Origin of the sequence: Phreatobacter sp. (assembly GCF_052440005.1) — a bacterium.
Taxonomy (GTDB): domain Bacteria; phylum Pseudomonadota; class Alphaproteobacteria; order Rhizobiales; family Phreatobacteraceae; genus Phreatobacter.
Genome location: NZ_JBQVQL010000005.1, coordinates 1 through 26,807, shown reverse-complemented (window position 1 = coordinate 26,807; position 26,807 = coordinate 1). Strand labels below are relative to the sequence as shown.

Here is a 26,807-nt window from a genome sequence, read left to right as displayed (position 1 = left end):
TCGCGACAGGGGCCGCCCGCGCTCCGGCGCTCAAGACGAGTCCGTCCGTGCTCTGAGGCCCGCGGCCGCGGGCAGGGCCGCCGTGACGAGGCGTCTTCAATCTTCCCGGGGCCGCCAACTGTCCGCGCCGAGCGCGCTCGAGGGGTCCGCGTGTGCCTTCCGCCGCCCGCCGACCCGGCACCTTCCCCAGGTTGCGGTATCCGGCTGGGCGACAGGAGCTGCCCCTCTGTGGCGGGCCTGGGGCCTAAAGTTCCGCCGCGCCCCTGCCGGTCCCTACAATATTACCTCAGAGCCGTCTGCTACCCAGGGTTTGCGGAGCGGAAGTCGTTCAGGTGCAAAAACCTTACGTCGTGCATCCGGCCCCTGTAACGCAAGGTTTGCCAGCCAAAGGCCCCCGTTTTGCTGCGATTGCCCTAGCGTGGACGTTAACCAGTATCGAACCGCCCGATTAACGTCTCGTCCATATCTATTGACAGAAGCTTAATTTGGCGGAAACAATGAGACATAAAAGGTTGGGGCATTTGCGCCAGCTAACGTCGTGTGGGGGTGTGCGTGATGGAGTCGTCCTGCTCGTTTGGACGTTGCGGAAGCCGCAGGGTCCGCCGATCCCCCCGTCGCCAACATTCCTGACAGACCAACAGATCCGACGAGGCCGAGCCCGATCGTCCTCAGTCTGACTGGTTAGGTTCGTCCGACACCTTCAGTTTCCGCAGCATATCCAGGTCATCACAGCGCAATGCGGCCGCATCGGCCGCCCGTGCCTTGCCGCACCTTGCCTGTCCCACAGTCACTTAGAACCGCGAGTGTTCAACTATGGCGAACATCTTCACTGGCACCGGAAATACCGACACGTTCTCCGGCCTCGACAGCGGTGGGTTCAACTTCTTCTACTTCACGCCGAGCTTCCTGCAGCAGGCTGACCAGGTCACCGGGTCGGTCCAGAGCGCGATCAACGACATTCTTCTCCTCACGGAGGGAGGAAGTGTTTCGGAGCTGCAGCTGAGCGGTGTTCGCCGGATCGAAAAGCTCGAGTTCACCTCGACCCAGGGTAACAACGTCGTCCTGACCAACGCGCTCGCATCGACCGCGCTCAACTCCAACCTCTCGGTCGTCGCGAACGCCGGCAACGACACGATCAACGCCTCCGCCTTGGAAGCGGGCTCGACCGTGTCGATCTTCGCCAACGGCGGTACCGACACCGTCATCACCGGCGCGGGAACCACCAACCACGTCTACTCGAACGTCGCCGACTTCACGGCGGCCGACGTGATCCAGGGTGGCAGCGGCACCGACTGGGTGATCCTCGATGGTGCCGGCACCGTCGAGGCGACCGCCTTCCAGTTCAACAAGAGCGGTCTCGACAAGGTCGTGCTGCGGCAGGCGACGAACGTCACGCTGCACGACGCGGCCTTCGCGCCGTCCCAGATCGAGGTCGTCGCCGAAGGTGCCTTCAACAACGTCGTCGACGGCACGGCGCTCACCAAGGGCCTGCTCGTCATCTCGCGCGCCGCCCCCGGCGGCGGCACCTCGGACGGCACCGACACGTTCATCGGCGGCTCGGGCCAGGACTTCTTCGTCTTCACCACCAGCGACCTGAACGGCGACGTCGTGCGGGGCAATGGCGGCATCGACTTCCTGGTCTTCCAGGCCAACGGCGTCTACAACGCCGACCGCTTCGTCAACACCTTCGGTATCGAGAGCATCAACCTGCAGCTCGACGGTGCGGGCAGCACCATCCAGACGACCAACCAGCTGGTCAGCACGGCCGACCAGCGCACGCTTGGCGTCTGGGGCACCACGTCCGTCGAGACCATCGACGGCTCGCAGGTGACTGTGAACGGCGCCCAGATGCTGGTCGGCGGCGGCGGCGCGGACGTCATCCGCGGCGGCTCCACCAACGACTGGATCCGCATCGGCGACGGCAGCTTCGCCGAGGTCAACGGCAACAGCGGCTTCAACCGCCTCGAGACCTACGGCAACAACATCGAGCTCGACCTGACGACCATGTCGGCCTCGCGCCTGCAGAACATCCAGGCGATCGACATGCGGAACCAGACCGACCCCACGGGCGTGGTGGTCGGGCAGAATTCGCGCCTGACCCTGACCGTGGACGATCTGGCCCGGGTGAGCGGCAACTATTTCGGTCTTTACGTGCTCGGCGACGGCGACGACGTGGTCAATGCCGGTGCCGGCTGGACCCTGGTCGACACCAATCACGCCAATCAGGTCTTCGACGGCATCACTTTCCTTCACTACCGCCAGAACGGCTACAGCCTCTACATCCAGGCCGACATCGGAACGGCCACGGTGCAGACGGGCGTCGTCAACCAGGCGCCGGTCGTCGACCTGAACGGCCTGTCCGGCGCGGGATTCAACGAGACGGTCGCCACCTACACCACCGGCACGGCCGCCGTGAAGATCGCCGCCAATGCGTCGATCACCGACGCCGATGTCGCAGCCGGCGACCAGATCGCCCAGATGACGGTCGCGATCTCCAACGCCACCTCGGCGGGCGAGGCCCTCGGCCTGTCGGCCGCGGGTGCCGCCATCGCCACCAGCGCGGGCATCAGCGTCTCCTTCGCCGCAGGCACGCTCACGCTGAGCGGCGCGGCGTCCGTCGGCCAGTACGAGTCGCTGCTGCGCGAAGTGCAGTACAGCAATCCCGACGTGTCGTCGGGCCTCAACACCGCCAACCGATCGCTGGTGGTGACCGTCGTCGATTCCCGCGGCGACTCGAGCACCGCCCGCACGGTGACCGTGCCGGTCGCCCAGGGTGACGGCGTCGCTCCCGCCGCGCCGGCGATCAGCGGCATTTCGACGGATACCGGCACCGCCGGCGACGGCGTGACCGGCGACAACACGCTGGTGGTCTCCGGAACGGCGGAGCCCGGTTCGACTGTCTCGATCTTCAACGGCTCGGTGCTGGTCGGCACGGCCACCGCCGACGGCGGCGGCGCCTTCGCCGTTACCCTGTCGCAGACCCTGGCGGACGGCGCCTATGGCCTGACCGCGACCGCTGCGGACGCTGCCGGCAACACGTCGGTCGCGAGCGCGGTCTTCGCCGTGTCCATCGATACCAAGGCCCCGAATCCGCCCGTCCTCATCGGCTTCCTCGACGACACCGGCGTCGCCGGCGACGGCCGCACCTCCGACACCACCCCGACGCTGCTGGGCACCGCGGAGGCGGGATCGACCGTTTCCATCTTCGACGGCTCCACCTTGATCGGCACCGTCGTTGCGACGGGCGCGGGCACCTTCGCGTTCACGGTGCCCGGCGCGCTGGGCGACGGCACCTACGCCTTCTCTGCCCAGGCCGCGGACGCTGCCGGCAACCTCTCGGCGCCGAGCGCCAGCCTGTCCTTGACGATCGACGCGACGGCTCCGGCCGCGCCCGCCATCGGCAGCATCACTCCCGACAGCGGCGTCACCGGCGACGGCATCACCAACACGGGGACCGTGGTCGTCTCCGGTACGGCGGAAGCCGGCTCGACCGTGACCATCTTCAGTGGCAGCGCGCCCGTTGGGTCTGCCGTCGCCAATCCCGACGGCACCTATGCCGCGAGCGTCACGCTCGGGAGCGGCAGCAATGCGCTCACGGCCACTGCGACCGATGCGGCGGGCAACACGTCCGCTCCCTCGGCCTCCGTCGCCCTGACGGTCGACACGACGGCTCCCGCGGTTACCAGCCTTGCCCTCGAGAGCATCGAGAACCAGACCCTGGCCGGCGTCCTGACGGCCACGGATGCCAACGGTCCGGTCACCTTCTCCATGGGCAGCGGCGCGGATTCGGCGCTGTTCACCATCGTCAGTGCCAACCAGCTGCGCTTCCTCTCCGCCCCCGACTTCGAGGCCCCGGCGGATGGCAATGGCGACAACGGCTATGTCGCCAACATCGTGGCGACTGATGCTGCGGGCAACCGCACCTTCGTCGCGGTGAACGTCACGGTCGGCAACGTCAACGAGGCGCCCACCGCCACCACGGACCAGGCTACGACCACCGAGGATACGGCGGTCGGCATCAATGTGAGCGCGAACGACACCGATCCCGACGCAGGAACCCTGCTCGGCGTGACGGCGGCGTCCGTGCGTGGCGGCGCCGCGGTCGGGTCCGTGGTCTTCGCGGGCGGGTCGGTGACCTTCACCCCGGCCACCAACTTCAACGGCACGGCGATCATCGACTACACCGTCTCGGACGGCGGCTTCTCGGCCGCCTCCACGGCGACCGTCGCCGTCACTCCGGTGAACGACGCGCCGGTGGCGGTCGGCAACAATCCGACGGTGATCGAGGACACGCCCACCACGCTCAACCTGCTCGCCAACGACACCGATGTCGAAAACCAGGCCCTGTCGATCGGCCAGATCAACGGCAACGCAATCACGGTCGGCCAGACGGTCGCGGTCGCCGGCGGCACGGTGCTGCTCAACGCCAACCAGACCCTGACCTTCACGCCGACGGCGAACAGCACGGCCGCGAGCTCGTTCACCTATACGGCCCGCGACAGCCAGGGGGCGGAATCCGCTCCTGCCACCGTCAACGTGACCATCACGCCCGTGAACGACGCGCCGGTTGCGACGGGCGCGGTGGGCTCGACCACGACCGACGAGGACACCATCCTCAACGGCTCGGTGGCGGCGACGGACGTCGACGGCACCATCGCCAGCTACGCGCTGGTGGGCGCCCCCCCGTTCGGCCTGGTGTTCAATGCGGACGGCACGTATTCCTACGACCCGCGCAACACCACGTCCTGGCTGACGACCGGCCAGACGGCGCAGGTGTCCTTCGCCTACAAGGTGGTTGACGATCAAGGGGCGGAATCCGCCCCGCAGGTGGTGACCCTGCTGATCAACGGCGTCAACGACGCGCCGACCGCCAACACCGACTTCGCCGGTGTCACGGAGAGCAATCCCCCGGCCATTTCGACCGCCAACGGCGGGCTGCTGTTCAACGATTCCGACTCGGACGGCGGTACCCTCGCGGTCGCATCGCTCGCGGGCGGCACCGACAACGGCGCCACCATCACCGTCACCGGCACCTACGGCACGCTGACCGTCACGAAGGCGACCGGCGCCTACCAGTACGTCCTCGACAACACGTCGGCCGCGACCAACGCGCTGAAGGCCGGCCAGTCGGCACCGGATCAGTTCACCTACACCGTGTCGGACGGCCAGGGAGGGACCGCCACCAGCACGCTGACGGTCAACGTCTTCGGCACGAACGACGCTCCGGTGGTCCCGGCCAATGCCGGAACCCCGCAGTTCAACCAGGTCGCCGGCGAGAGCGCCGTCCTGACGGTCGCATCGGCTGACGGCCTGCTGAAGGACGTGACCGACGTCGACGGGACGTCCTTCTCCAACCCCGCGGGCCCCTGGCCGCGGGTGACGCAGGTCGTCGACGTCACCACCAACGTGGTGACCCAGATCCCGAACGGCGGCACGGTCGTCCTCACCCTGCCGGGCGGCGGCAAGCTGACCATCGGCTCTGACGGTGCCTACAGCTTCAACCCGGACGGACAGTACGAGGGGCTCAAGGCGGGCGAGGCGCTCACCGAGACCGTGCGCGTCGTGATCAGCGACGGTGCACCGGGCGGCGACGTCGGCCGGCAGCTCAACATCCGGGTGGACGGCGAAAACGACGCGCCGGTGCTCGGCAGCTTGCTCTCGACCGAGACCGTTGCGGAGGACAATCAGTGGACCTTCACGGTCCCGGCGAATGCCTTCTCCGACATCGACGGCGATGCCCTGACGCTGTCCGCGACGCTTGCCAGCGGCGCCCCCCTGCCGTCGTGGCTGACCTTCACCGGTTCCACCTTCGTCGGCCAGCCGCCGCAGGACTTCAACGGCACCATCGACCTGAAGGTGACGGCGTCCGACGGTTCGGCGAGCGCTTCGCAGACGTTCTCTCTCGATGTGATGAAGGTGAACGACGCGCCGGTGGTGACCGGGCCGGTGGTGCTGGCGCCGCTGCCCGAGGATGCTTCGGTGGCAATCAACGCCGCCCAGCTCCTCGCGAACGCCTCGGACGTTGACGGCGATCCGTTGACGGTGTCGGGCCTGACGGCTTCGGCCGGCACGGTCTTCGACAATGGCGGTGGCAACTGGAGCTACACCCCGGCCGCCGACTTCAACGGCCCGGTGACGTTCTCCTACATGGTGTCGGACGGCACCGCGGCTCCGGTGCCGGCGAGCGCGACGCTCACCGTCACGGCGGCGAACGACGCGCCGGTGGTGTCGGCGCCGGTGGCGTTGGCGGACCTGGCCGAGGACGGCACCATGGTGCTGACGGTGGCCCAGCTGCTGGGCAACGCCTCGGACGTCGATGGCGACACGCTGACGATCGCGGGCCTGACGCCTTCGTCGGGTGCCGTGGTCGACAACGGCAATGGCTCCTGGACCTACACGCCGCCCGCCAACTTCAACGGCGCGGTGACCTTCTTCTACACGGTCTCGGACGGCACCGCCGCCCCGGTTCCGGCGAGCGCGTCGCTCACCGTGACGGCCGTAAACGACGCGCCGGTGGTGACCGGTCCGGTGGTGCTGGCGCCGCTGCCCGAGGATGCTTCGGTGGCAATCAACGCCGCCCAGCTCCTCGCGAACGCCTCGGACGTTGACGGCGATACGCTGACGGTGTCGGGCCTGACGGCTTCGGCCGGCACGGTCTTCGACAATGGCGGTGGCAACTGGAGCTATACCCCGGCCGCCGACTTCAACGGCCCGGTGACCTTCTCCTTCATGGTGTCGGACGGCACCGCGCCTCCGGTGCCGGCGAGCGCGACGCTCACCGTCACGGCAGCGAACGACGCGCCGGTGGTGTCGGCGCCGGTGGCGCTGGCGGACCTGGCCGAGGACGGCACGCGGGTTCTGACGGTGGCCCAGCTGCTGGGCAACGCCTCTGACGTTGACGGCAACGCCCTGACGATCGCGGGCCTGACGCCCTCGTCGGGTGCCGTGGTCGACAACGGCAATGGCTCCTGGACCTACACGCCGGCCGCCGACTTCAACGGCGCGGTGACCTTCTCGTACACGGTCTCGGACGGCACCGCGGCTCCGGTTCCGGCGAGCGCGACGCTCACCGTCACGCCGGTGAACGACGCGCCGGTGGTGGGCACCGTGATCCCCGGCCAGAGCGTCGATGAGGACGCGCCGTGGAGCTTCATTGTCCCGACCGGCGCCTTCACCGATGTGGACGGCGACACGCTGACGCTGTCGGCGACGCTGGGCAACGGCGACCCGCTGCCGTCCTGGCTGACCTTCACCGGCTCGACCTTCTCCGGCCAGCCGCCGCAGGACTTCAACGGCACGCTCTCGCTGAAGGTGACGGCCGCGGACGCTTCCACGAGCGCCTCGCAGACCTTCACGCTCACCGTCTCGCCGCTGAACGACGCGCCGGTGCTCACCCTTTCGCCCACTAGCCTGGCCCCGACGCCGAGCGCGATCATTGGCGTCTTCAACGCCAATCTCCTGGATGCGGGCACGGGCATCGTCGATGTCGATAGCCCCGTCCAGTCGGTCACGCTCACCCTCGCGGTCGCCACGGGCGTGCTTGACGGCAACCTCGACAGCAACGAGGCGATCTACCTCGAACCGGCCTTCGCCGACGCGCTCGAGGCGCTGGGCTACACGGTCGACTTCACGGCGACGTCCACGCTGCAGACCCTGACCATCACCTCGACCACCGGCGGGGTGAGCCCGGCCCAGCTCGAGGGCATTCTGGAGAACGTCAAGTACGCCAACACCGATACGAGCTTCAGCTTCAACCCGGAGGACCGGGTCGTCACGGTGACGGTCACCGACGACGGCGGGCTGACCAGCGCACCGCAGGTCCTGACCCTCGACCTCGCGGCGAACGTCACCGACTGGAACAACGTCAACGCCTTCACCGGCAGCAACCGCGACGACTTCATCCGTGGTCTCGGCGGCAATGACGTGCTGGACGGCGGCGCGGGCAACGACACCCTGGAAGGCGGGGCGAACAACGACACGCTGACCGGCGGCACCGGAAACGACACCCTCCGCGGCGGCACGGGCGTCGACACGGCGGTCTATGACGGCGACCTGGCGGACTACACGGTCGGCTACACGCCAGCGGTCGGCGGCTTCATCACCAGCTTCGGCTCGGTGACGGGCGGCCCCGACGGCGACGACACCCTGTCGAGCGTCGAGCGCCTGCAGTTCGACGACGTGACCCTTGAGCTTTCCGCGCCGGTCCAGCTCTTCAACGGATCGACCCTGGTCGGCACCTTCTCGACCATCGCGGACGCCGTGGCGGCTTCGGCGGAGGGCTACAAGATCCTCGTCAGCGGCGCCGGCGGCCCGGCTGCCGTCGACTATGCGCTGACCAGCGAGACCATCACCATTCCTCACGGTCTGACGCTGATCGCCCTCGGCCCCGTCACCGTCGCCTCGATCACGGTCAACGGCAGCGGCGGCGACGTGGTGATCGACAACGTCGACGTCACGACGACCGGCGACTACGGCGTCTATGTCGATCCGACGGCGACCTACGACTCGATCACCTTCCAGAACGGCAACGTCACCGGCGGCGTCCTCAACGGCTTCGCGGTCAACGTCGCCGACGTCGATGTGGTGACGATCGAAAACGCCATCTTCTCGAACAACGGGACGAATCCGCCTTCAGACGGGCGGCGCGGCGAAGGCGCCATCCTGTTCGAGAAGTTCAACGGTGACGTCACGCTCAGCGGCGTGACCGTCGATGCCCCCGGCGCGGGGGCCGAGAACGGCATCCAGATCCGTGGCGACTATCCGGGTTCGGCGATCGCGGCCGGCGGAACGATCACGCTGACCAACGTCAACGTGACCGGCGCCTTCTCGTCCACCGGCATCGCCATCCGCGACTACCTCAGCCTGGTGGCTCTGGCGGTCAATACGGTCGGTGTGAACGTCACCGGCACGGCCTATGCCGGCCTGCACCTCGACAATGTCGGCGGCAGCTTCGACCTGTCCGACATTGGCGCTCCCGGCCTCAGCGTCTCGAACGGCGGCACGAATCCGACCCGCCGCGACATCCAGATGGACGGCGTCACGGTGGGCGCCTCGCTCACGGGTGATGCCTCCAACGACCTGCTGGTGGGCGCCGCCGGCGGCCATGCCATGAACGGCGGCGACGGTTCGGACACCTACCTGGTCTTCACCACCACCGCGGCCAGCTCGATCAACGATACGGGCACTCCAGGGGTGGACTCCGTCCTGATTTTGGGCGGTGAGAACCCCGCGACGCCGACGCTCGCCGACGGCGGCACCGACGACACGCTCACCGTGGTCTTCAACGGCACGGCCATCACCTCGGTCAACGGCGCGACGGTGTCGGGCATCGAGGCCATCGGCACCGATCTCGGTACCAATGCCGCGGCCGGTGACACGCTGAGCTATGCCGGCTCCTCCGCGGGCGTCACGGTGGACCTGTCCACCGGCACCGCCACGGGCTTCAATCTCGACCTCAACGGCCCTGTGGCCGGGGTTCCCTCCGTCCTCAACGTGGAGAACGTCACCGGCGGCGCCGGCGACGACACCATCACCGGCAATGCCGGCAACAACGTACTGGTGGGCGGCGGCGGCGCCGACACGATCACCGGCGGCGCGGGGAACAACACGATCGTCGGCGGCGCGGACAGCGCCACCGACGATAGCGCGGCCGACACGGCGGTCTACGGCGCCGGCGCCACGATCGGCTGGGACGACACGACCAAGACCTGGACGGTCACCCATTCCGACGGTGTCTCCACGTTCACCGACAAGCTCGATGGCATCGAGAAGGTGGTCATCGACGGCAAGACCACCTGGCTCGTCGATCAGGACGGCAACAGCAGCCTGTCGACCATCGGTAGCGGCGTGAGCCTGGCGCTCACCGGCCACACGGTGCTGGTCGCCGACGGCGACTATGCCGAGAACGTCACGCTGGGCACCTCGGGGGTCACGCTGCTCTCGGCCAACGGCCGCGGCGTCACCACCATCACCGGCCAGCAGGCTGGCGCGGAGCAGGGCGCCGTCTATGTCACCGGCGGGGTCAACGACATCCGCATCGGTGACGTCGGCAAGGGCTTCACCATCATCGGCCTCAACGGCAACGGCGCCAGCGAGAAGGGCGCGGTCTACCTGCAGGGGGCCCACGACGAGATCGACATCGTCGGCAACGACATCCGGGCCAACGGCGACGCCGGCCTGATGTCGGAGTTCGGCAATGCCGTCACCGACGTGCGGATCGACCGCAACATCTTCTCCGGCCAGACCTTCACGGGATCGCAGCCGGGCGGGACCAGCTTCGCGACCCAGTTCGACCTCGGCAACAACGTGCCGCGCCAGCTCGTCGTGATGGGCGACGGCGGCGGGGCAACGGCCAGCACGCCGGCGCAGCGGATCTCCTTCACCAACAACCAGGTGACCGGCACGGCCGGCGGCATCAGCGTCGACGGCGGCCAGCCCTTCGGCAACACGCTGGTGACCATCGACGCCAACGGCTCGGTGATCCAGGGCAACACCTTCACGGGCCTCACCGCCGGCAACGGCTTTGCCCTGAGGGTGCGTGGTCCGGATACGGACGTGATCGACAACACGCTCGACCACACGACGGGCGGCGACAGCCGTGGCATCTTCGTCGACAACAAGGGCATCCCGGGGACCTATTCCGGCAACACGGTGCTGGGTGACGGCGCGACCGACGTCATCCGCTCGATGACGCCGGGTGCCGACCTCATCCAGGGCGGCGCGGGTGACGACTTCCTCGCCGGCGGCGCGGGCGGCGACACCTTCCAGGCGGGCGGCGGCAACGACGTCATCGTCATCGAGAACGCGGCCAACGGGACCGGGGACAGCATCGACGGCGGTGTCGACAGCGACACGATCCGCCTCGTCGGCACTGTCGCCGAGACCTACGTGCTCGGCGCCGGCGTCACCAATGTCGAGCGTGTCGAGATCGCGGCTGCCGACGGCAACGCCACCGGCACCGTCGCCATCGGCATCGACGCCTCGGCGGTCGGCACCGGCCTGACGCTCGTCGGCAATGCGGGCGACAACACCTTCATCGGCACGGCCGAGGCCGACACGATCGAGGGCGGGGCGGGTCTGCGCGACACGGTCGTCTATGCCGGCAACGCCTCGGCCTACACGATCGCGAAGACGGCCGAGGGCACGTTCACCGTGACCGAGACCGTCTCGGGCAAGGTCGACACGCTGCGTGGCATCGAGTTCGTCCAGTTCGCCGACAAGGTGGCCGGGCCGAACGACAACGGCCTCAACGGCATCGAGCTCGACGCCAACAGCCCGAGCTTCTCCGGCGCGACCCTGCGCTTCGACCAGAAGTTCACGGCTGACCTGGACGGCATCACGGCCAGCACGTCGACCGTGACGCTGGACACCACCACGTCCCTCGGCGGCGTGACCGGCTTCGCCCGGATCACGAACCCGGGCGCCTTCACCCGCTTTGACGGCTACCGGAATGCTCTCGACGGCGGCATCGTCACCACTGCCCGCATCTATCTCGACACGGCGGTGGCCAACACCCAGGGCTTCGACCTGTCGGTGGCGGCGAACAACACCTCCAGCGCCCATCTGCGCGACTTCATCTTCCACGTGACGAAGTCGGACGCGGCCGGCGGCTTCCTGATCGCCGCGTCCAACAACACCAACGGTTCGCCGCGGCAGGATCTGGCGACGTTCGACAACGTCGCCAAGGCCTCGGCCAGCGGCTGGTACACGTTCGAGCATCGCCTCTACCCCAACGAGAAGGGCGATCTCGAGGTGGCCCTCAACGTCTATGACGGGCTGGGCAACTGGATCTTCACGGAGGTCCGGACGGCGACCACGGACGACGTCGGCACGGTGGCCGGCGGCAACCGCTATATGTGGTTCACGGCCAACACGATCACCGGCGGCATCGCCGTCGACGAGATCACCCTCAAGACGCTGGACGGCAATCTCATCCAGCTCTACTCGGGCAACACGATCCTCGACAGCTTCACCACGGTCCAGGCGGCGGCCAACGCGGCCGCCCCCGGCAACATCATCGACTTCGGGGCCTATGCGGGCCCGGAATCCGTCACCGTGAACGTGGAAAACCTCACCTTCCGCGGTCCGGACGGGTCGGACGTCAACCTGACCCTCGGCGGGACCGTGCAGACGGTCGCCCTGGCGGGTGCGGCCGACATCGACGTCACCGGCAATGCCAGCGACAACACCATCGTCGCCAATGCGGGTGACAACGTCATCGACGGCGCCGGTGGCACCGACACGGTAAGCTATGCCGGCGCGACCGCACCGGTCGTCGTCGACCTGTCCGACAACGTCGGTTCGAACGTCTCGGGCGGTAGCGGCGCGGATACGCTGGTCAACGTCGAGAACGTCATCGGCACCAGCGGCGCCGACACCTTCACCGGTGACGGCAATGCCAACACCTTCACCACCAACGGCGGGTCTGACACCGTCAGGGGCGGCAGCGGCACCGACACGGTGGTCCTGCCGGGCAGCCTGAACGACTACGTCCTGACCGTCGTCCAGGGCGGCAGCGGCAACTACGTCTTCACCCAGCAGGCGCCGGCCGGCTCGGCCGTCGTCTCGGTCGGGTTCGACGTGGAGTTCGCCGGCAGCACGGACCTGTCGAAGAACGTCTTCGTGCTCAACGCCTCCGGCCGCCTGGTCGGGACCTACGACACGATCAGTGCCGCCGTCGGCGACGCCGTCGACGGCCAGACGCTTCTGATCAAGGGCCTGTCCACGGCCTATTCGGAGAACGTCATTGTCGACAAGGCGCTGACCTTGGTCGGCATCGACGTGGGCAACGGCGCGCCGACGGTCTCGCCGGCCTCCGGCACCGCCTTCACGCTGACTGCGACGGGCCTCGCCGACATCACCATCGACAACGTCGACATCGCGGGCGGTGCCACCGGCATCGCCGTGGCCGGCTCGGCCGCGATCGACACGCTGACGGTGACCAACGGCTCGATCTCGGGCGCCTCCACCTACGGTCTCTTCGTCGACGGTCCGGGTCCGAACCCGGGGTCTGTGGCGGAAGTGGTCGTCAAGGACATGGTGTTCGGCCTCAACGGCGCCGGCGGCGCCGCGAACACCGCCCAGATCAAGCTCTGGGGCTTCGACGGCAAGGCAACGATCGAGAACGTCACCATCGCGGGTGCCGCGGCGGGGGCCCTTGACCCCGCCCGTCCCGACAATGCCATCGAGATCACCGGCCAGCAGAACCCGGTCGGCGCCGATGCGCCGAACCTCGGAACGGTCGCCATCACCAACGTCACGGTGACCGGCAGCTTCCACAAGAATCCGGTGGCGGTGTTCAACATCTCCGAGATCGACGGCCTGTCGATCGCCGGTCTCGACCTGACCGGTGCCACCAGCTCCTGGGGGCCGCTGGTCAACATCGACGGTGTCGAGGACGACGCCATCGACGTCTCGGGCTACGGCATCACGTTCCCCGGCAGCTACGGCATCGTCACGGAGATCCAGGGCGAGAAGTTCGGCCAGGACGCCGGCGAGACCACGATCACCGGCACCAGCCTTGCCGATCGCCTGATCGGCAAGACCGGCAACGACATCCTCCTCGGCGGCGCTGGCGACGACCAGCTCTACGGGGCGGACAAGCCTGGTCAGCCGCTTGCGGGTGAGGCCGGCAACGACCGCCTCGAGGGCGGCGCGGGTGACGACTACCTGAACGGCGGTGCCGAGACGGTGGACGGCCTGGCCATCCCGAGCCAGGGCGACGTCGCGGTCTATCGCGGCGCCACCCAGGTCACCACGGCCAATCTGTCGCTGATCACCAGCACCGATCCGGTGAACGGTGCGAGCTTCGACGGCTGGCAGGTCAACGCCACGGGTCTGACCCCGAACCAGGGCACCGACAGGCTCAACAACGTCGAGATCATCGAGAACGTCGATGCCGGCGGGGCCTTCGTCTCGCGCATCCTGCTGGTCGGCAATGGCGGATTCGACTCGATCCAGGCGGCCATCGACGAGGCGGTGAGCGGTGACACGGTCCTCGTCGCCTCCGGCACCTGGACCGGCGACGTCACCGTCGCCGGCAAGGCGATCACCATCGCCGGCTTCGGCGACGATGGCCTGGCCCCGACCATCATCAAGGGGCAGATCACCGTCTCGGATCAGCTCAACGGCGCCTTCACGCTGAAGGATGTGGCGGTGGATGCGGTGGGCGAGTCCTACGGCGTCTTCGTCTCGTCCCACAGCACCGGCAACGGCTCGGTCACCCTCGACGGGGTCTCGATCTCCGGCGCGCAGCAGAACGGCTTCGCCTACATCCGCGCCGGCAACGGCTCGACGCCGGTCCTGTCCGACACGATCGAGGCCGTGTCGTTCCTGAACAGCAAGTTCTCCAACAACGCCACGCTGAACACCGGATCCGGCGGCCGCGGCGACATCATGCTGTTCGGCTACAACGGCGACGTCACGGTCGTAAACACGACCATCTCGAACCCGGGTAGCCAAGCGCAGAAGGCCTTCCAGATGCGCGGCGTGCAGGCGCCGACGGACGTGGTCGGCGTGGGGCCCTATGCCCCGGCTGGCGATGTGGACCTTCGCGGCCTCACGGTGAACGGCACCTATGCGCAGGACATGGTCGCCTTCTACCGCATCGCCGACTTCGACAGCCTCCTCCTCACGGGGACGTCGCTGAACGGCACGGCGCCCTGGGGCCTGTTCAACGCCGACAGCGTCGGCGGCGTCATCGACGCCTCGGGCATCGTCTCGACCAACACCGGCGGCCTGTTCGCCAGCCTGCAGGCGCTCACCGGCGTCGACACGCTGACCGGCACCGTGGGTAGCGACCTGCTCAACGGCCGCATCGGCGCCGACGTCATGGCCGGCGGTCTCGGCGGCGACACCTACCGTGTCGACAACGCGCTTGACGTCGTGACGGAAGCGACGGGCGGAGGCTCCGACACCGTGCTCGCCTCGGTGAACTATGCCCTGGCGACCGGAACGGAGGTCGAGTTCCTCACCTCCGCCGGTACGGGCCTGACCCTGACGGGCAACGAACTCGCCCAGACGATCACCGGCGACGCCGGGGTGAACCTCCTCAACGGCGGCGGCGGGAACGACATCCTGATCGGTCTCGGCGGCGGCGACACGTTCGACGGGGGTGCCGGCAACGACACCTTCTACGGCGGCACGGCTCTGGTCGATGACGACAACACGGTGATCGACACGGTGACCTACGGCGCCGGCGCGACCATCGCCTGGGACGACACGCTCGGCGCCTGGAAGGTGACCGAGGGTGGCGACACCGACACGCTCTACGGCATCGAGAAGGTGTTGGTCGGCGGCGCGGTCCACTGGCTGGTGGACGGTGCGGCGAACGGCGGCCTGTCCACGATCGGTGAAGCGCTCGACCAGGCGGGCGAGGGGCATGTGGTGCATCTCGCCAACGGCACCTACGCCGGCAACGTGACGATCAATGAGAGCGTCACGATCCTCGGCCCGAACGGCACGGTGCTCGGCAGGGACCAGGTGCAGGACACCGGCGCGCGGATCACCGGCACCATCACGGTGGCCGCCGCGGCGGGCAAGGAGGTCTCCCTCCAGGGCCTCGAGTTCCGCAACCTCTCGGACAATGCGACGTCGGCTCACGCCATCGTCGTGACGGGTGCGGCCGACCTGACCGTCCGGAACAACCTGTTCTGGTCGACCGGTCCGAACGGCAACCACCTGCCCAATGCCGACTTCGGCGTCTTCCTGCAGACGGGGGCCGGCGGTGACATCACCATCACCGGCAACGCCTTCACCGGCGCCTCGCAGGCGGGCTTCAGCACGGCGTCGTGGCGGGCAGGCGTGTGGTCGGACGGCGCGGAGTCGTCGCTGACGATCACCTCCAACCTGTTCCAGTACACCCGCTCCGGGCTCAACCTGGACTTCTACAACGACACCACGTCGACCGTGTCCGGGAACAGCTTCGTCTCCTCGGGCTCCGGCATCTCCATGGGCGCCGCTCAGGACGTCGCGACGATTACGAACATCATCAACAACACGTTCGAGAACGTCGGCTCCGACTTCAACCTCGGCGGCGTGACGACTGCGGTCACCTTCGATGCGACGGCGACCGCCAACGGGGCTCCCGCCAGCGGCGTCGCAGCTCCGGTCATCGACCCGACCGGTGTGCTGAGCATCATCGGCGGCGGTCAGGGCGACACGATCACCGGCTCCGCCGGCGTCGACATGATCGAGGGCCGCAACGGCTTCGACACGCTCAAGGGCGGCGCCGGCAACGACCTCCTGCTCGGTGGCGAGAACGGCGAGACCTATACCGGCGCGACCGGCGAGGGCGACGTGGCGGTCTATGACGCAACCACGCTGACCTTCGCCACGAACGCCGCCGACACCGATCCGGTGACGACCGGCATCCAGCCGGGCTGGACCGTGACGGCCGGCGGCGGGCAGGGCACCGACACCCTGTCCGGCATCGAGATCGTCCAGAACGGCGCGGCGCGCACCCTGCTGGTCGGCAATGGCGCCTTCGACTCGATCCAGGCGGCCATCAAGGAGGCGCAGGATGGCGACACCATCGCCATCGCCGCGGGAACCTATGTCGAGCAGATCATCGTCGATGGCCTCGACAACATCACTTTCGTCGCCATCGGCGGCGAGGTGATCATCAAGGCTCCGATCGACGTGGTCGAGACGGCCCGCTCGTCGAGCGACCGCGAGATGCACAGCGTCGTCACGGTGCTGAACGGCACGAACATCGTCTTCAACGACATCACGGTTGACGGCGACGGTCGTGCGAACACGATCGATGAAGGCGGTGGCACGGGTCCGGCACAGTACACCGGCGTCTTCTACCGCAACGCCTCCGGCTCGCTCATCGACGTCGACATCAAGGGCGTGCGTGATCCCTATCCGGGTGGCGCGACGCTCGGCGGTGAACCGGTCGTCAGCGGCAATCAGCGCGGCGTGGCCCTCCAGGTCGACAACAACACCCAGCTCGCCTTCACGATGACCGGCGGTTCGATCTCGGACTTCCAGAAGAACGCGACGGTGTTCAACAACACCAATCTCACCGTGACCGGTGTCACCATCACCGGCGGCGGGGCCCAGACGATCAATGCCCAGAACGGCATTCAGGTGCTGAACTCGACGGGCACGATCTCCGGCAACACGATCACCAAGATCGGCTATGCCGGGCCGGCAGCTGCCTATTCCGCGGGCATCCTCGCCTACGGCAATACCAATCTCGCCATCACCGGAAACACCGTGACCGGCAGCAACGGCGTGACGACGGACGCCAAGGTCGTCGGCATCTACGTGCTCGACTTCGGCACGGCGAATTCCGGGGGATCCGTGACCGGAAACACCATCTCGCAGGTGGATACCGGCGTGGTGGTGACTGGCAATGTCTCGCCCACTCAGGTCGCCGTGTCCGGCAACATCATCTCGGACATCGACGTTACCGACCCCTATGCGGCCGGTGTCTCGCACGACCCGAATCCCGGGCTGGCGACCGTGTTCGACGTCAGCGGTTCGGGCCTCGCGGACGAGCTCTTCGGCGCGGCTGGCAACGACACGCTGACCGGCCTCGGCGGCAACGACTTGCTCGATGGCCGCGCCGGGATCGACATCATGATCGGCGGCCTCGGCGACGACACCTACCGCGTCGACAACGCCCTTGATGTCGTGACGGAAGCGACGGGCGGAGGCTCGGACACCGTGCTCGCCTCGGTGAACTACGCCCTGGCCGCGGGTACGGAGGTCGAGTTCCTCACCTCCGCCGGCAGCGGCCTGACCCTGACGGGCAACGAGCTCGCCCAGACCATCACCGGCGACGCGGGGGTGAACATCCTCAACGGCGGCGGCGGGAACGACATCCTCATCGGTCTCGGCGGCGGCGACACGTTCGACGTGGGTGCCGGCAACGACACCTACTACGGCGGCACGGCTCTGGCCGACGACGCCAACACGGTGATCGACACGGCGAGCTACGGGGCGACGGCGACGATCGCCTGGGACGACACGCTCGGCGCCTGGAAGGTGACCGAGGGTGGCGACACCGACACGCTCTACGGCGTCGAGAAGGTGACGATCGGCGGCGCGGTCCACTGGCTGGTGGACGGTACGGCGAACGGCGGCCTGTCGACGATCGCCTCCGCCCTGGCTCTCGCCGGAGCGAGCGACACGGTCCACCTGGCCAGCGGCAACTTCGCCGAGAACCTCACCATCTCGACCGGCGTCACCATCCTGGGTACGCGCAACGGTGTGGCAACCTCGGCAGTGAGCCGCGATGCGAGCACCGGCGTGGGTGAATCGACCATCAGCGGCCAGTGGACCATCGCGACCACGGCCGGGGTCGTGATCGATGGCCTGCGCTTCGAAAACGTGTCGCCCGAGGGCGTCGGCAGCGATGCGTCGCTCACCTTCAACCTGGGCGGTGCCGGAGCCGGCCATGCCGTGCGCAACACCATCTTCTGGAGCGCGCTCGACGGCGGCGATACTGCGGCTGTCGGGGTTGACGGGGATGCGGTGCGCGACGACCGCGCCATCCATATCGGCGTGGGCGCGACCACCGGCACGATCACGGTCGAGGACAACCTCGTCACGGGTTCGCTGACCGGCAAGTTCGGCACCGCCTCCTGGGGCCGTGCCATCTGGGCCGACTACAACGGTGCCGCCATCGTCATCGACGGCAACACGTTCGAGTACGTGCGGTCCGCGCTCAACATGGACCGGACCTCGGCACTCGCCGCCGAACCGACCATTACCGGCAACACGTTCAAGGACGCGGGCACCGCGATCACCTTCGGTGGTGGTGTGCCCACGGCATCGGCAGGCCTCGCCACGGTCGGCACGAACTCCTTCGTCAACGTCGACACCGAGTTCAACCTGCGCAACCTGACCTCGGCCCTCGACATCGATCTGCAGACCAAGATCGGGTCCTATTCCGATGCGGTCGACGACCACCCTGCTACCGGCGACTTCTTCTACGCCGTCGGCAACGCGTCCGCGGATACGATCAAGGGCTCGGCGGAAATCGACTGGCTCGAGGGACGTGCCGGCAACGACGTGCTGGAGGGACGTGGCGGTAACGACGTCCTCGACGGCGGCGACGGCTTCGACCAGCTCAAGGGCGGAGCGGGCGACGACCTCCTGGTCGGCGGCGAGACGGCCGAGGTCCTGACCGGAGCCCCTGGCGAAGGTGACGTGGCGGTCTATGACGCCACCATCACCAAGGCGATGGTGACCTCCGGCACGGTCGACGCCGATCCGGGCCCGGGTGTCACCAATGTCGCCGGCTGGACCGTCACCACCGGCGGCACGGAAGGCACCGACACCCTCGTCGGCGTCGAGATCGTCCAGAACGCCGGGGCGCGCATCCTGCTGGTCGGCAATGGCGGGTTCTCCACCATCCAGGCGGCCATCGACGAGGCGCAGAACGGTGACACGATCCTCATCGCCAACAGCGGCACGAGCTATGCCGGTGCGGTGGTGAACAAGTCCGGCATCACCATCATGGGTGAGAGCGAGGCGGGCGTCGTCATCGAGGGCAACGACACGGGTATCGGCCTCAAGATCGTCGCCGACAACGTCGAGATCGCCAGCCTGACCGTGAAGAACTTCATGCACGGCATCCAGATCGGCGACACCTATGCGAGCCAGCCGGTCGGCGGCAACGAGACCCGCACGGGGATCAAGATCACCGACGTGAGCTCGATCGACAACGGTGCGCCCGCGCCGATCAACACGGACGTCTTCTCGACCGGTCTGAACGTCGGCGAATTCGTCAACGTCTCGAACGTGACCATCACCAACAGCTCCTTCGACGGGAACTGGTTCGGCATGTATCTCGCCAACGGTGCCGCCACCAATACGGCGCCCGGCGACGATGCCCGGGCCTCGACCTTCTCCGGGCTGACCGTGACGAACACCACGTTCAACGAGAACTGGCAGAAGGGCATCTATGCCGAGAAGCTGTCCAACGCGGTGTTCGACGACATCGAGGTGGTCAATTCCGGAAAGCTGACGGCGACGGACGCACCGGCCTTCTCGGTGTCCCGCAACTCCGGCATCGACATCAACCTGAAGTATCTCGACTTCGCCAACATCACGATCAAGGACTCGCTGATCCGCGACTCGGGCCGCTATGTGATGAACCTGAACAACAATCCGGCGCTGCCGGATGCCTCGGGTGCCATCACGATCAAGGCCCGCGACGACGCCAGCAGCTACAACAACAACCCGGCGACGCTGAACGGTCTGACGCTCACCGGAAACACGATCGAGAACACCATCACGACCGGTCCGCGCACCGAGGTGGGCATCCGCCTAGGTGAAGCGGGCAAGGTCAACACCACGCCGACCGGCGTGGCGATCACGGGCAACACGATCTCCGGCATCGACATCGCATTCACCCATGCGACGACGCAGCCGATCGATCTGGTCGCCCTCCTGGCCGCCAACACGGTCATCGGCACGCCGAACGACGTGTCGAGCGCGGGAACCCGCGAGCACGGCAACGACCTCATCGTCGGCGCCGATCCGTCGGGCAATGCCATCACCGGCGGCAAGGGCAACGACCACCTGGTGGGTGCGGGCGGCAACGACCTCTTCACCTGGAACAGCGGCGACGGCACCGACACGGTGGTGGGCGCGGCGGGAACGGCCGACACGCTCGCCATCAACGGCGGCGCGACCGCCGAGACTTTCACGGTCGACAACACGTCCGTGACGTCCTCGGCGGGCGGCGGCGTCACCCACAGCGGGATCGAGATCGTCACCGTCGACGGCGGTGCCGGCAACGACACGGTGGCCTTCACCGCGCTCGCCGGTGGCCCGCAGTTCCAGGTCAACGGCGGGGCCGATACCGACACGCTGGACTTCAGCGCGGTGGGTAGCGGGGTCACCGCGTCGCTGTCGACCGGCACGTTCCGCCTCACCGGCAACGCGCTGGTCCATACCGAGGTCGGGGTCGAGAACCTCGTCGGTACGGCATCCGTCGACGAACTGACCGGCGACAACGGTGCGAACCGTCTGGTCGGCGGCGGCGGGGCGGACACGATCGTGGGTCTCGACGGCGCCGACGTGCTGGTCGGTGGCGATGGTGCCGATGGCCTGGAAGGCGGAACCGGTGCGGACCAGTTCCACTACCTGGCGGCCAGCCATGCGGGGGACACGCTGTTCGGCTACTCCGACGCGGAGAACGACAGCCTGCACTTCGATGCAGCGTTCTTCGGCGGGAACGCGCCGGTCTTCGACCTGGACGGAACGCTGTCCGCCAGTGCCTATCGCGCGACGGACGTCAACGACGGGACTGGTGCCTATAGCGGCTCCAACGGCGCGCCGACCTTCGTGCTCGACACGGTCTCGGCCGGCATCGCCGGCAGGCTGTACTTCGACCGCACCGGCAACGGGTCGGTCACCGATGCCGACGACCTGCTGGTGCTGACCTTCGACCTCTCGTCGAACCTGGCCGGCTTCAACCGTTCGGACATCAACCTGATCTCGTAATCGACACGGCATCGCCAACGACGAGAGCCGGCCTTCGGGCCGGCTCTTTCGTTTTCAGCGTCGGATCAGGCGGACAGGCGGCGTTTGCGGCGGGGCCGTTCCGCGGCCCCGTTGAGACCTGCGTCGTCCGGCCAGTCAGCGCTCGCGGAAGGCGCGGTTGATCTGGTCGACGATCGGCTTCGACAGATAGGCGAGGGCGGTGCGGTCGCCGGTCCTGACGAAGACCTCGGCGGGCATGCCGGGCACGATCTTGTTGTCGCCCAGCTTGGCGAGCTCGCCCTCGGCGACCGCGATGCGGGCGTTGAAGTAGAGGGCGCCCGTCTGGGGGTCCTTCACCACGTCGGCCGAGACCCGCAGGACCGAGCCGGTCACCTCGGGGGTCGTGCCGTGCGGGAACGAGGTGAAGCGGATGAAGGCTGCCTGGCCCGGGGCCACCTTGTCGATGTCCTGGGGTGCGATCCGGACCTCGATGACGAGGGCATCGTTGTCCGGCACGATCTGCATGATGGGCGGGCCGCCGGCGGGGATGACGCCGCCCACCGTGTGGAACGTGAGCTGGTGGACGAGCCCGGTGGCGGGCGCCTTGATCTCGATCCGCTTCAGCACGTCCTCGGCCGCCACGCGGCGCTCGCCCAGCTCGCCGATGCGGACCTGCACGTCGCGCAGTTCGGTCGTCACCTCGCGCTGGAGCTCCACGTCGATCTGCAGGATCTGCAGCTCGCTTTCGCTGATGCGGCCCTCGGCGCGGCCCCGCTCGGCCACGAACTGGCCGACGTCGCCGGCGAGCCGGGCGGCCTCGCGCTCCAGTTCGACGAGGCGGGTGCGCGGCACGAGGTTACGGGAGAACAGGTCGCGGATGTCCTGCAACTCACGCTCGATCAGCTGAACCTGGCGGCGCCGGGCATCTTCCTGAGCGGTGATGCCGACGATCTCGCCCCTGATCTGCTCGATACGCTCGCGCAACTGGCGCCGCTGGCCCTCGCGGGAGGCGCGGCGGGCCGCGAAGAGCTTCCGTTCGCCCTCGAGGGCGCGCATCACGTCGGGCTCGGCGAGCCGGCTGCGCAGGAGGGCGGGAACGGCCACGGCGTCGGCGCCGTCGCGCTCCGCCTCGAGCCGTGCCTGGCGGGCGGTGAACTCGTCGAGCTGCTTGGTGATCACCTGGAGATTGGCCCGGGTGACGGTGTCGTCGAGGCGGATGAGGAGGTCGCCCTCGCTGACGCGCATGCCGTCGCGGATGTGCAGGCGCTCGATGACGCCGCCGGTGGGATGCTGGACCGCCTTCACGTTGCTGTCGACCACCACCAGGCCGCTGGCCACCACCGCGCCCGAGAGCGGGACCGTGGCGCCCCAGACGCCGAGGCCGCCGACGAAGACGATGGAGACGCCCAGCCCCACCGCGATGAGGCGGCGCAGCGACGTGGTGTTCTCCGCGATGTCGCGGGACATGGCGTTGGGGGGTGTCGGAGCGCGGTTCATAGCTGGGCAACTCCCTTCTGAGGCGCGAGGACGCGCTTCAGGACTTCATCCTTGGGGCCGAAGGCCTGCATGCGGCCGTCCTTCATGACGCCGATCATGTCGACCGCCGATATGGCGCTGGGACGATGGGCCACGACCATCACGATGCCGCCGCGGTCGCGGACGTGGCGGATCGCCTGGGTGACCGCGGCCTCGCCCTCGGCGTCGAGATTGGCATTGGGTTCGTCGAGGATGACAAGGAACGGATTGCCGAACAGGGCCCGGGCGAGGGCAACCCGCTGCTTCTGGCCGCCGGACAGGATGACTCCGCCCTCGCCGATGCGCGTCTGGTAGCCGTCCGGCAGGCCGCGGATCATCTCGTCGGCGCCGGCGGCGCGGGCCGCCTCGACGATGTCGGCGGCCTGGGCCGAGACGTCGAACCGCGCGATGTTTTCAGCGACCGTCCCGTCGAAGAGGCCGATCTCCTGGGGCAGATAGCCGACGATGGAGCCGCGCGCCTCCTCTCCCCATTGGGACAGTTCGGCGCCGTCCAGGCGGACCGAGCCGCGGAGCGGCAGCCAGGCGCCGCTGAGCGTGCGCGCGAGGGTCGACTTCCCCGACGCCGACGGGCCGATTACGCCGAGAGCCTGCCCGGCGAGAAGCGAGAACGACACGCCATGGACGATCGGCGAGGTCGAGCCGGGGGCACCGGTGAAGACCTGGTCGACGGTGAGGGTCGTGGTCGGGCGGGGCAGGGCGAGCGACTCGGCCGGTGGGGGCAGGAGCCTGGTGCTCTGGCGCAGGCGCTTCCAGGCCTGCCGGGCGGCGACGAAGCTCTTCCAGTGGGCGACGGCGGTCTCGATGGGCGCGAGTGCCCGTCCCATGAGGATCGAGCCCGCGATCATGACGCCGGGCGTCGCCTGTTCCATCAAGACGAGGTAGGCGCCAAGGCCCAGCACGGCCGACTGCAGGGCCATGCGCAGGATGCGGGAGATGGTGCCGAAGGTGCCGACGGCGTCGGTCGCCGCCTCGTTCGCCCGGAGGAAGCGCGAGGTGAGCTCGCCATAGCGCGAGGCCAGGGCCGGGCCCATGCCCATGGCGGCGATGGCTTCCGCGTTGCGGCGCGAGGTCTCGGTGATGGCGGCGCGCCCTCCGGCCTCGCGGGCGACGGCGACCATGGGGTTGCGCGTCGCCCTCTCGGTCATCAGCGTCACAGCCAGGAGCAGCAGGGCGCCGCAGAGCACCATGATGCCCATCCAGGGGTGGAGGGCGAAGCAGAGCCCGATGAACAGCGGCATCCACGGCAGGTCGAAAAAGGCGGTCGGCCCGAGGCCGGACATGAAGCCGCGCACCGCGTCCACGTCGCGGCTCGGCTGCATGGCGTCGGCCTGGCTGCCCATCCTGACGGGGGCCAGGGTCACGAGGCGATAGACCTGGAGGGCGAGGCGGCGATCGATCGTCGCGCCGACGCGCGTCAGAACCCGCTGGCGGACGATGTCGACAATGCCCTGGACGAGGAAGACCAGGGCCAGCAGCACCGTCAACCCGACCAGCGTCTGGACCGAGCGGCTCGTCAGCACCCGGTCATAGACCTGCAGCATGTAGATCGCGCCGGCCAGCATCAGGATGTTGAGGACGCCCGAGAACAGGCCTGCCGCCATCAACGCTCCGCGGCAGGACGCGAGGGCCTCCGCCACCGGATCGGAGCGCTGGCCGGGCGCCAGGGAATGAGAGGATTTCGCGGACATGGACGCCACTCTGGTCGCAAAGATGCGGGTCTGCGCGGATTTTTTCTGCCGCGGCCGGAGCCCGTTTTTTTGTATCAGGAAATAGTTATGGAGAGACAAACGGTCTCGCTAGCGGGGTGACGTAGCGCCTTCCGTTCGTTGCGCTGCCACGAGCTATGTGGAAGAAGACGGGCTGTTTCATTGCGCCGCAAAATGTTCTGGTAACCATCGCCCTGCCGATGGAGCGCAGAAGGAAGAGTCGATCGTGAAGAAGTCTAGGGTCCTCACCGACGGCAACCATTTCCTCAGTCGGTTCGGGACCGGAATCGCGAGCTACAGCCGCACCCTGATTCACAACATTCGCGATCTCGGCGGCACGGTCGGCGTCCTCTTCGGAGCGAAGGTCTCCTACGGGCGTAACGACAGCGACCTCGTCCTGGCCACCCAGATCCTGGGTCACGAGCCGCCCCCCAACATCCTGGTGAAGGCGCTGCGGACGGGAGGACAACTCGGGCGAGCACTGCTGTTTCCCGGTCGGAGCATCACCGCCCGGATGGTCAACATGAAGGGCCTCGAGGTCGACGCGTTCGAGCCGCCGCTGCCGGCCTTCGACCAGGTCGTGAGCGCATCAGGCGTGTTCGTGAATGCCGATCGCGTCTTCACGCTGACGGGGAAGATGACGAGCATTCGCCTGCCCGACACGTTCGACGTCGCCCACTGGTCGTCTCCCATGCCGGTGCGCGCGGAGGGCGTGCCGAACATCTACACGATCCACGACCTCATTCCCCTCCAGTATCCCTACATGGTCCTCGACCGGGGCGGCCGGTCGGCCCGGCTCCACCAATCGATCGCCCAGTCGGCGGATCTGATCGTCACCGTCTCGGAGGCTTCCAAGAGGCAGATCGTGGACCTGCTCCGGGTGCCCGAGGAGCGGGTCGCCGTCACGTTCCAGCCCGTGCCCCCGCTGCCGTTCCTGACGCGCGAGGAGGCCGAGCGCCTGGTCCGCACCGTCTATGGCGCCAAGCCCGGCGAATACGCACTCTTCCTCGGCGCCATCGAACCGAAGAAGAATCTCCGGCGCCTCGTCGATGCCTATCTGCTGGCGGGTCTCGACATCCCCCTGCTGATCGCAGGGCCGCTCGGGTGGCTCTATGAGGAGGAACTGGCGCTCGTCGACAGCGTTACGCGCAATGCGCTGCCGATGCGGCTGCCGCCGCAGGAGGGACTGGCGAATGCCATTGCGGGTGCTTTCGACATGGTCGCTCCGCAGCCGCGGCCCAACCGGCTTCCCATCCAGCGGCTGGGCCTTCTCCCGCGCCGTCACGTGTCGGCGCTGATGATGTGCGCGAAGTTCTTCGTGTTCCCCTCCATTCACGAAGGGTTCGGACTGCCGGTCCTGGAAGCCCTGCAACTGGGAACTCCCGTGCTCACGTCCAATACGAGCTCCTTGCCCGAGGTGGCCGGGGAGGCCGCCGTGCTCGTCGATCCGCTCGACGTTTCCGCCATGGCCCGGCGGTTGCGGGAACTCGACGGCGACGCGGATCTGCGGGCCGAGCTGTCGGTGCGTGGACCTCAACAGGCCAAGACGTTTTCGCCGGAGACCTACAAGATCAAACTGGCGGACGCCTATGCGAAGGTTGGTATCACCCTCAGCGGATGAGCCTCCGACGATGTGACAGGACCATGGATGCGACTCGCCCAACTCTTCTCGATATAGACCTTCGTCACCCGTCCGGGCCGCCATGGCCCGCCATCCTGCCAGCCCCTTGGATGGTCGGCTTCCCCCAAATCGCCGGCGAGATGACTGAGGACCGATAGTGGAGACCATCATGCCTTCCCCTTCTTTCCCCAGGCCGCTCGCCAGCTTGAAGCCCAACACGGCCGCCTACGAATCCCTGCCGATGGTGAAGCCGACGGGCTTCCGCGAATACGACGCCCGCTGGTTCTTCGGCGAGGAGCTGAACCTGATGGGCGTGCAGGCGGTGGGCATGGGCCTCGGCACGCTGATCGGCCGGATGGGCGTTGCGCGCGAGATCGTCGTCGGCCACGATTTCCGCGGCTATTCGGCCTCCATCAAGATGGCGCTGGTCACCGGGCTGATGGCGGCGGGCTGCCGGGTGCACGACATCGGCCTCGCCATGTCGCCCATGGCCTATTTCG

The 26,807-nt window shown here is 67.9% G+C and carries 4 protein-coding genes and 1 pseudogene; 3 read left to right on the top strand and 2 right to left on the bottom strand.

Features of this window, described 5'->3' with window-relative positions; all coding sequences use genetic code 11:
* Nucleotides 1-813: 813 nt before the first annotated feature.
* Complete coding sequence (locus ACT6XY_RS02240; RefSeq protein ID WP_444746698.1) at nt 814-21,465, top strand: tandem-95 repeat protein; 20,652 nt, start codon at nt 814-816, stop codon at nt 21,463-21,465.
* A gap of 135 nt (nt 21,466-21,600) precedes the next feature.
* Here the strand turns inward: ACT6XY_RS02240 and ACT6XY_RS02235 are convergent, their stop codons facing one another.
* Both ACT6XY_RS02235 and ACT6XY_RS02230 read right to left on the bottom strand, forming a co-directional pair.
* On the bottom strand, nt 21,601-22,941 hold the full coding sequence (locus ACT6XY_RS02235) for an HlyD family type I secretion periplasmic adaptor subunit (RefSeq protein ID WP_444746697.1): 1,341 nt from the start codon (nt 22,939-22,941) through the stop codon (nt 21,601-21,603).
* A complete protein-coding gene (locus ACT6XY_RS02230) occupies nt 22,938-24,668 on the bottom strand; it encodes a type I secretion system permease/ATPase (protein ID WP_444746696.1) in 1,731 nt (576 codons plus the stop codon). The genes ACT6XY_RS02235 and ACT6XY_RS02230 overlap by 4 nt, the downstream gene beginning before the upstream one ends.
* A gap of 244 nt (nt 24,669-24,912) precedes the next feature.
* On the opposite strand from ACT6XY_RS02230, the gene ACT6XY_RS02225 reads away from it, so the two are divergent.
* A complete protein-coding gene (locus tag ACT6XY_RS02225; RefSeq protein WP_444746695.1) occupies nt 24,913-26,307 on the top strand; it encodes a glycosyltransferase family 4 protein in 1,395 nt (464 codons plus the stop codon).
* 169 nt (nt 26,308-26,476) lie between these two features.
* A pseudogene (locus ACT6XY_RS02220) lies at nt 26,477-26,807 on the top strand (phosphomannomutase/phosphoglucomutase); the annotation flags it as partial.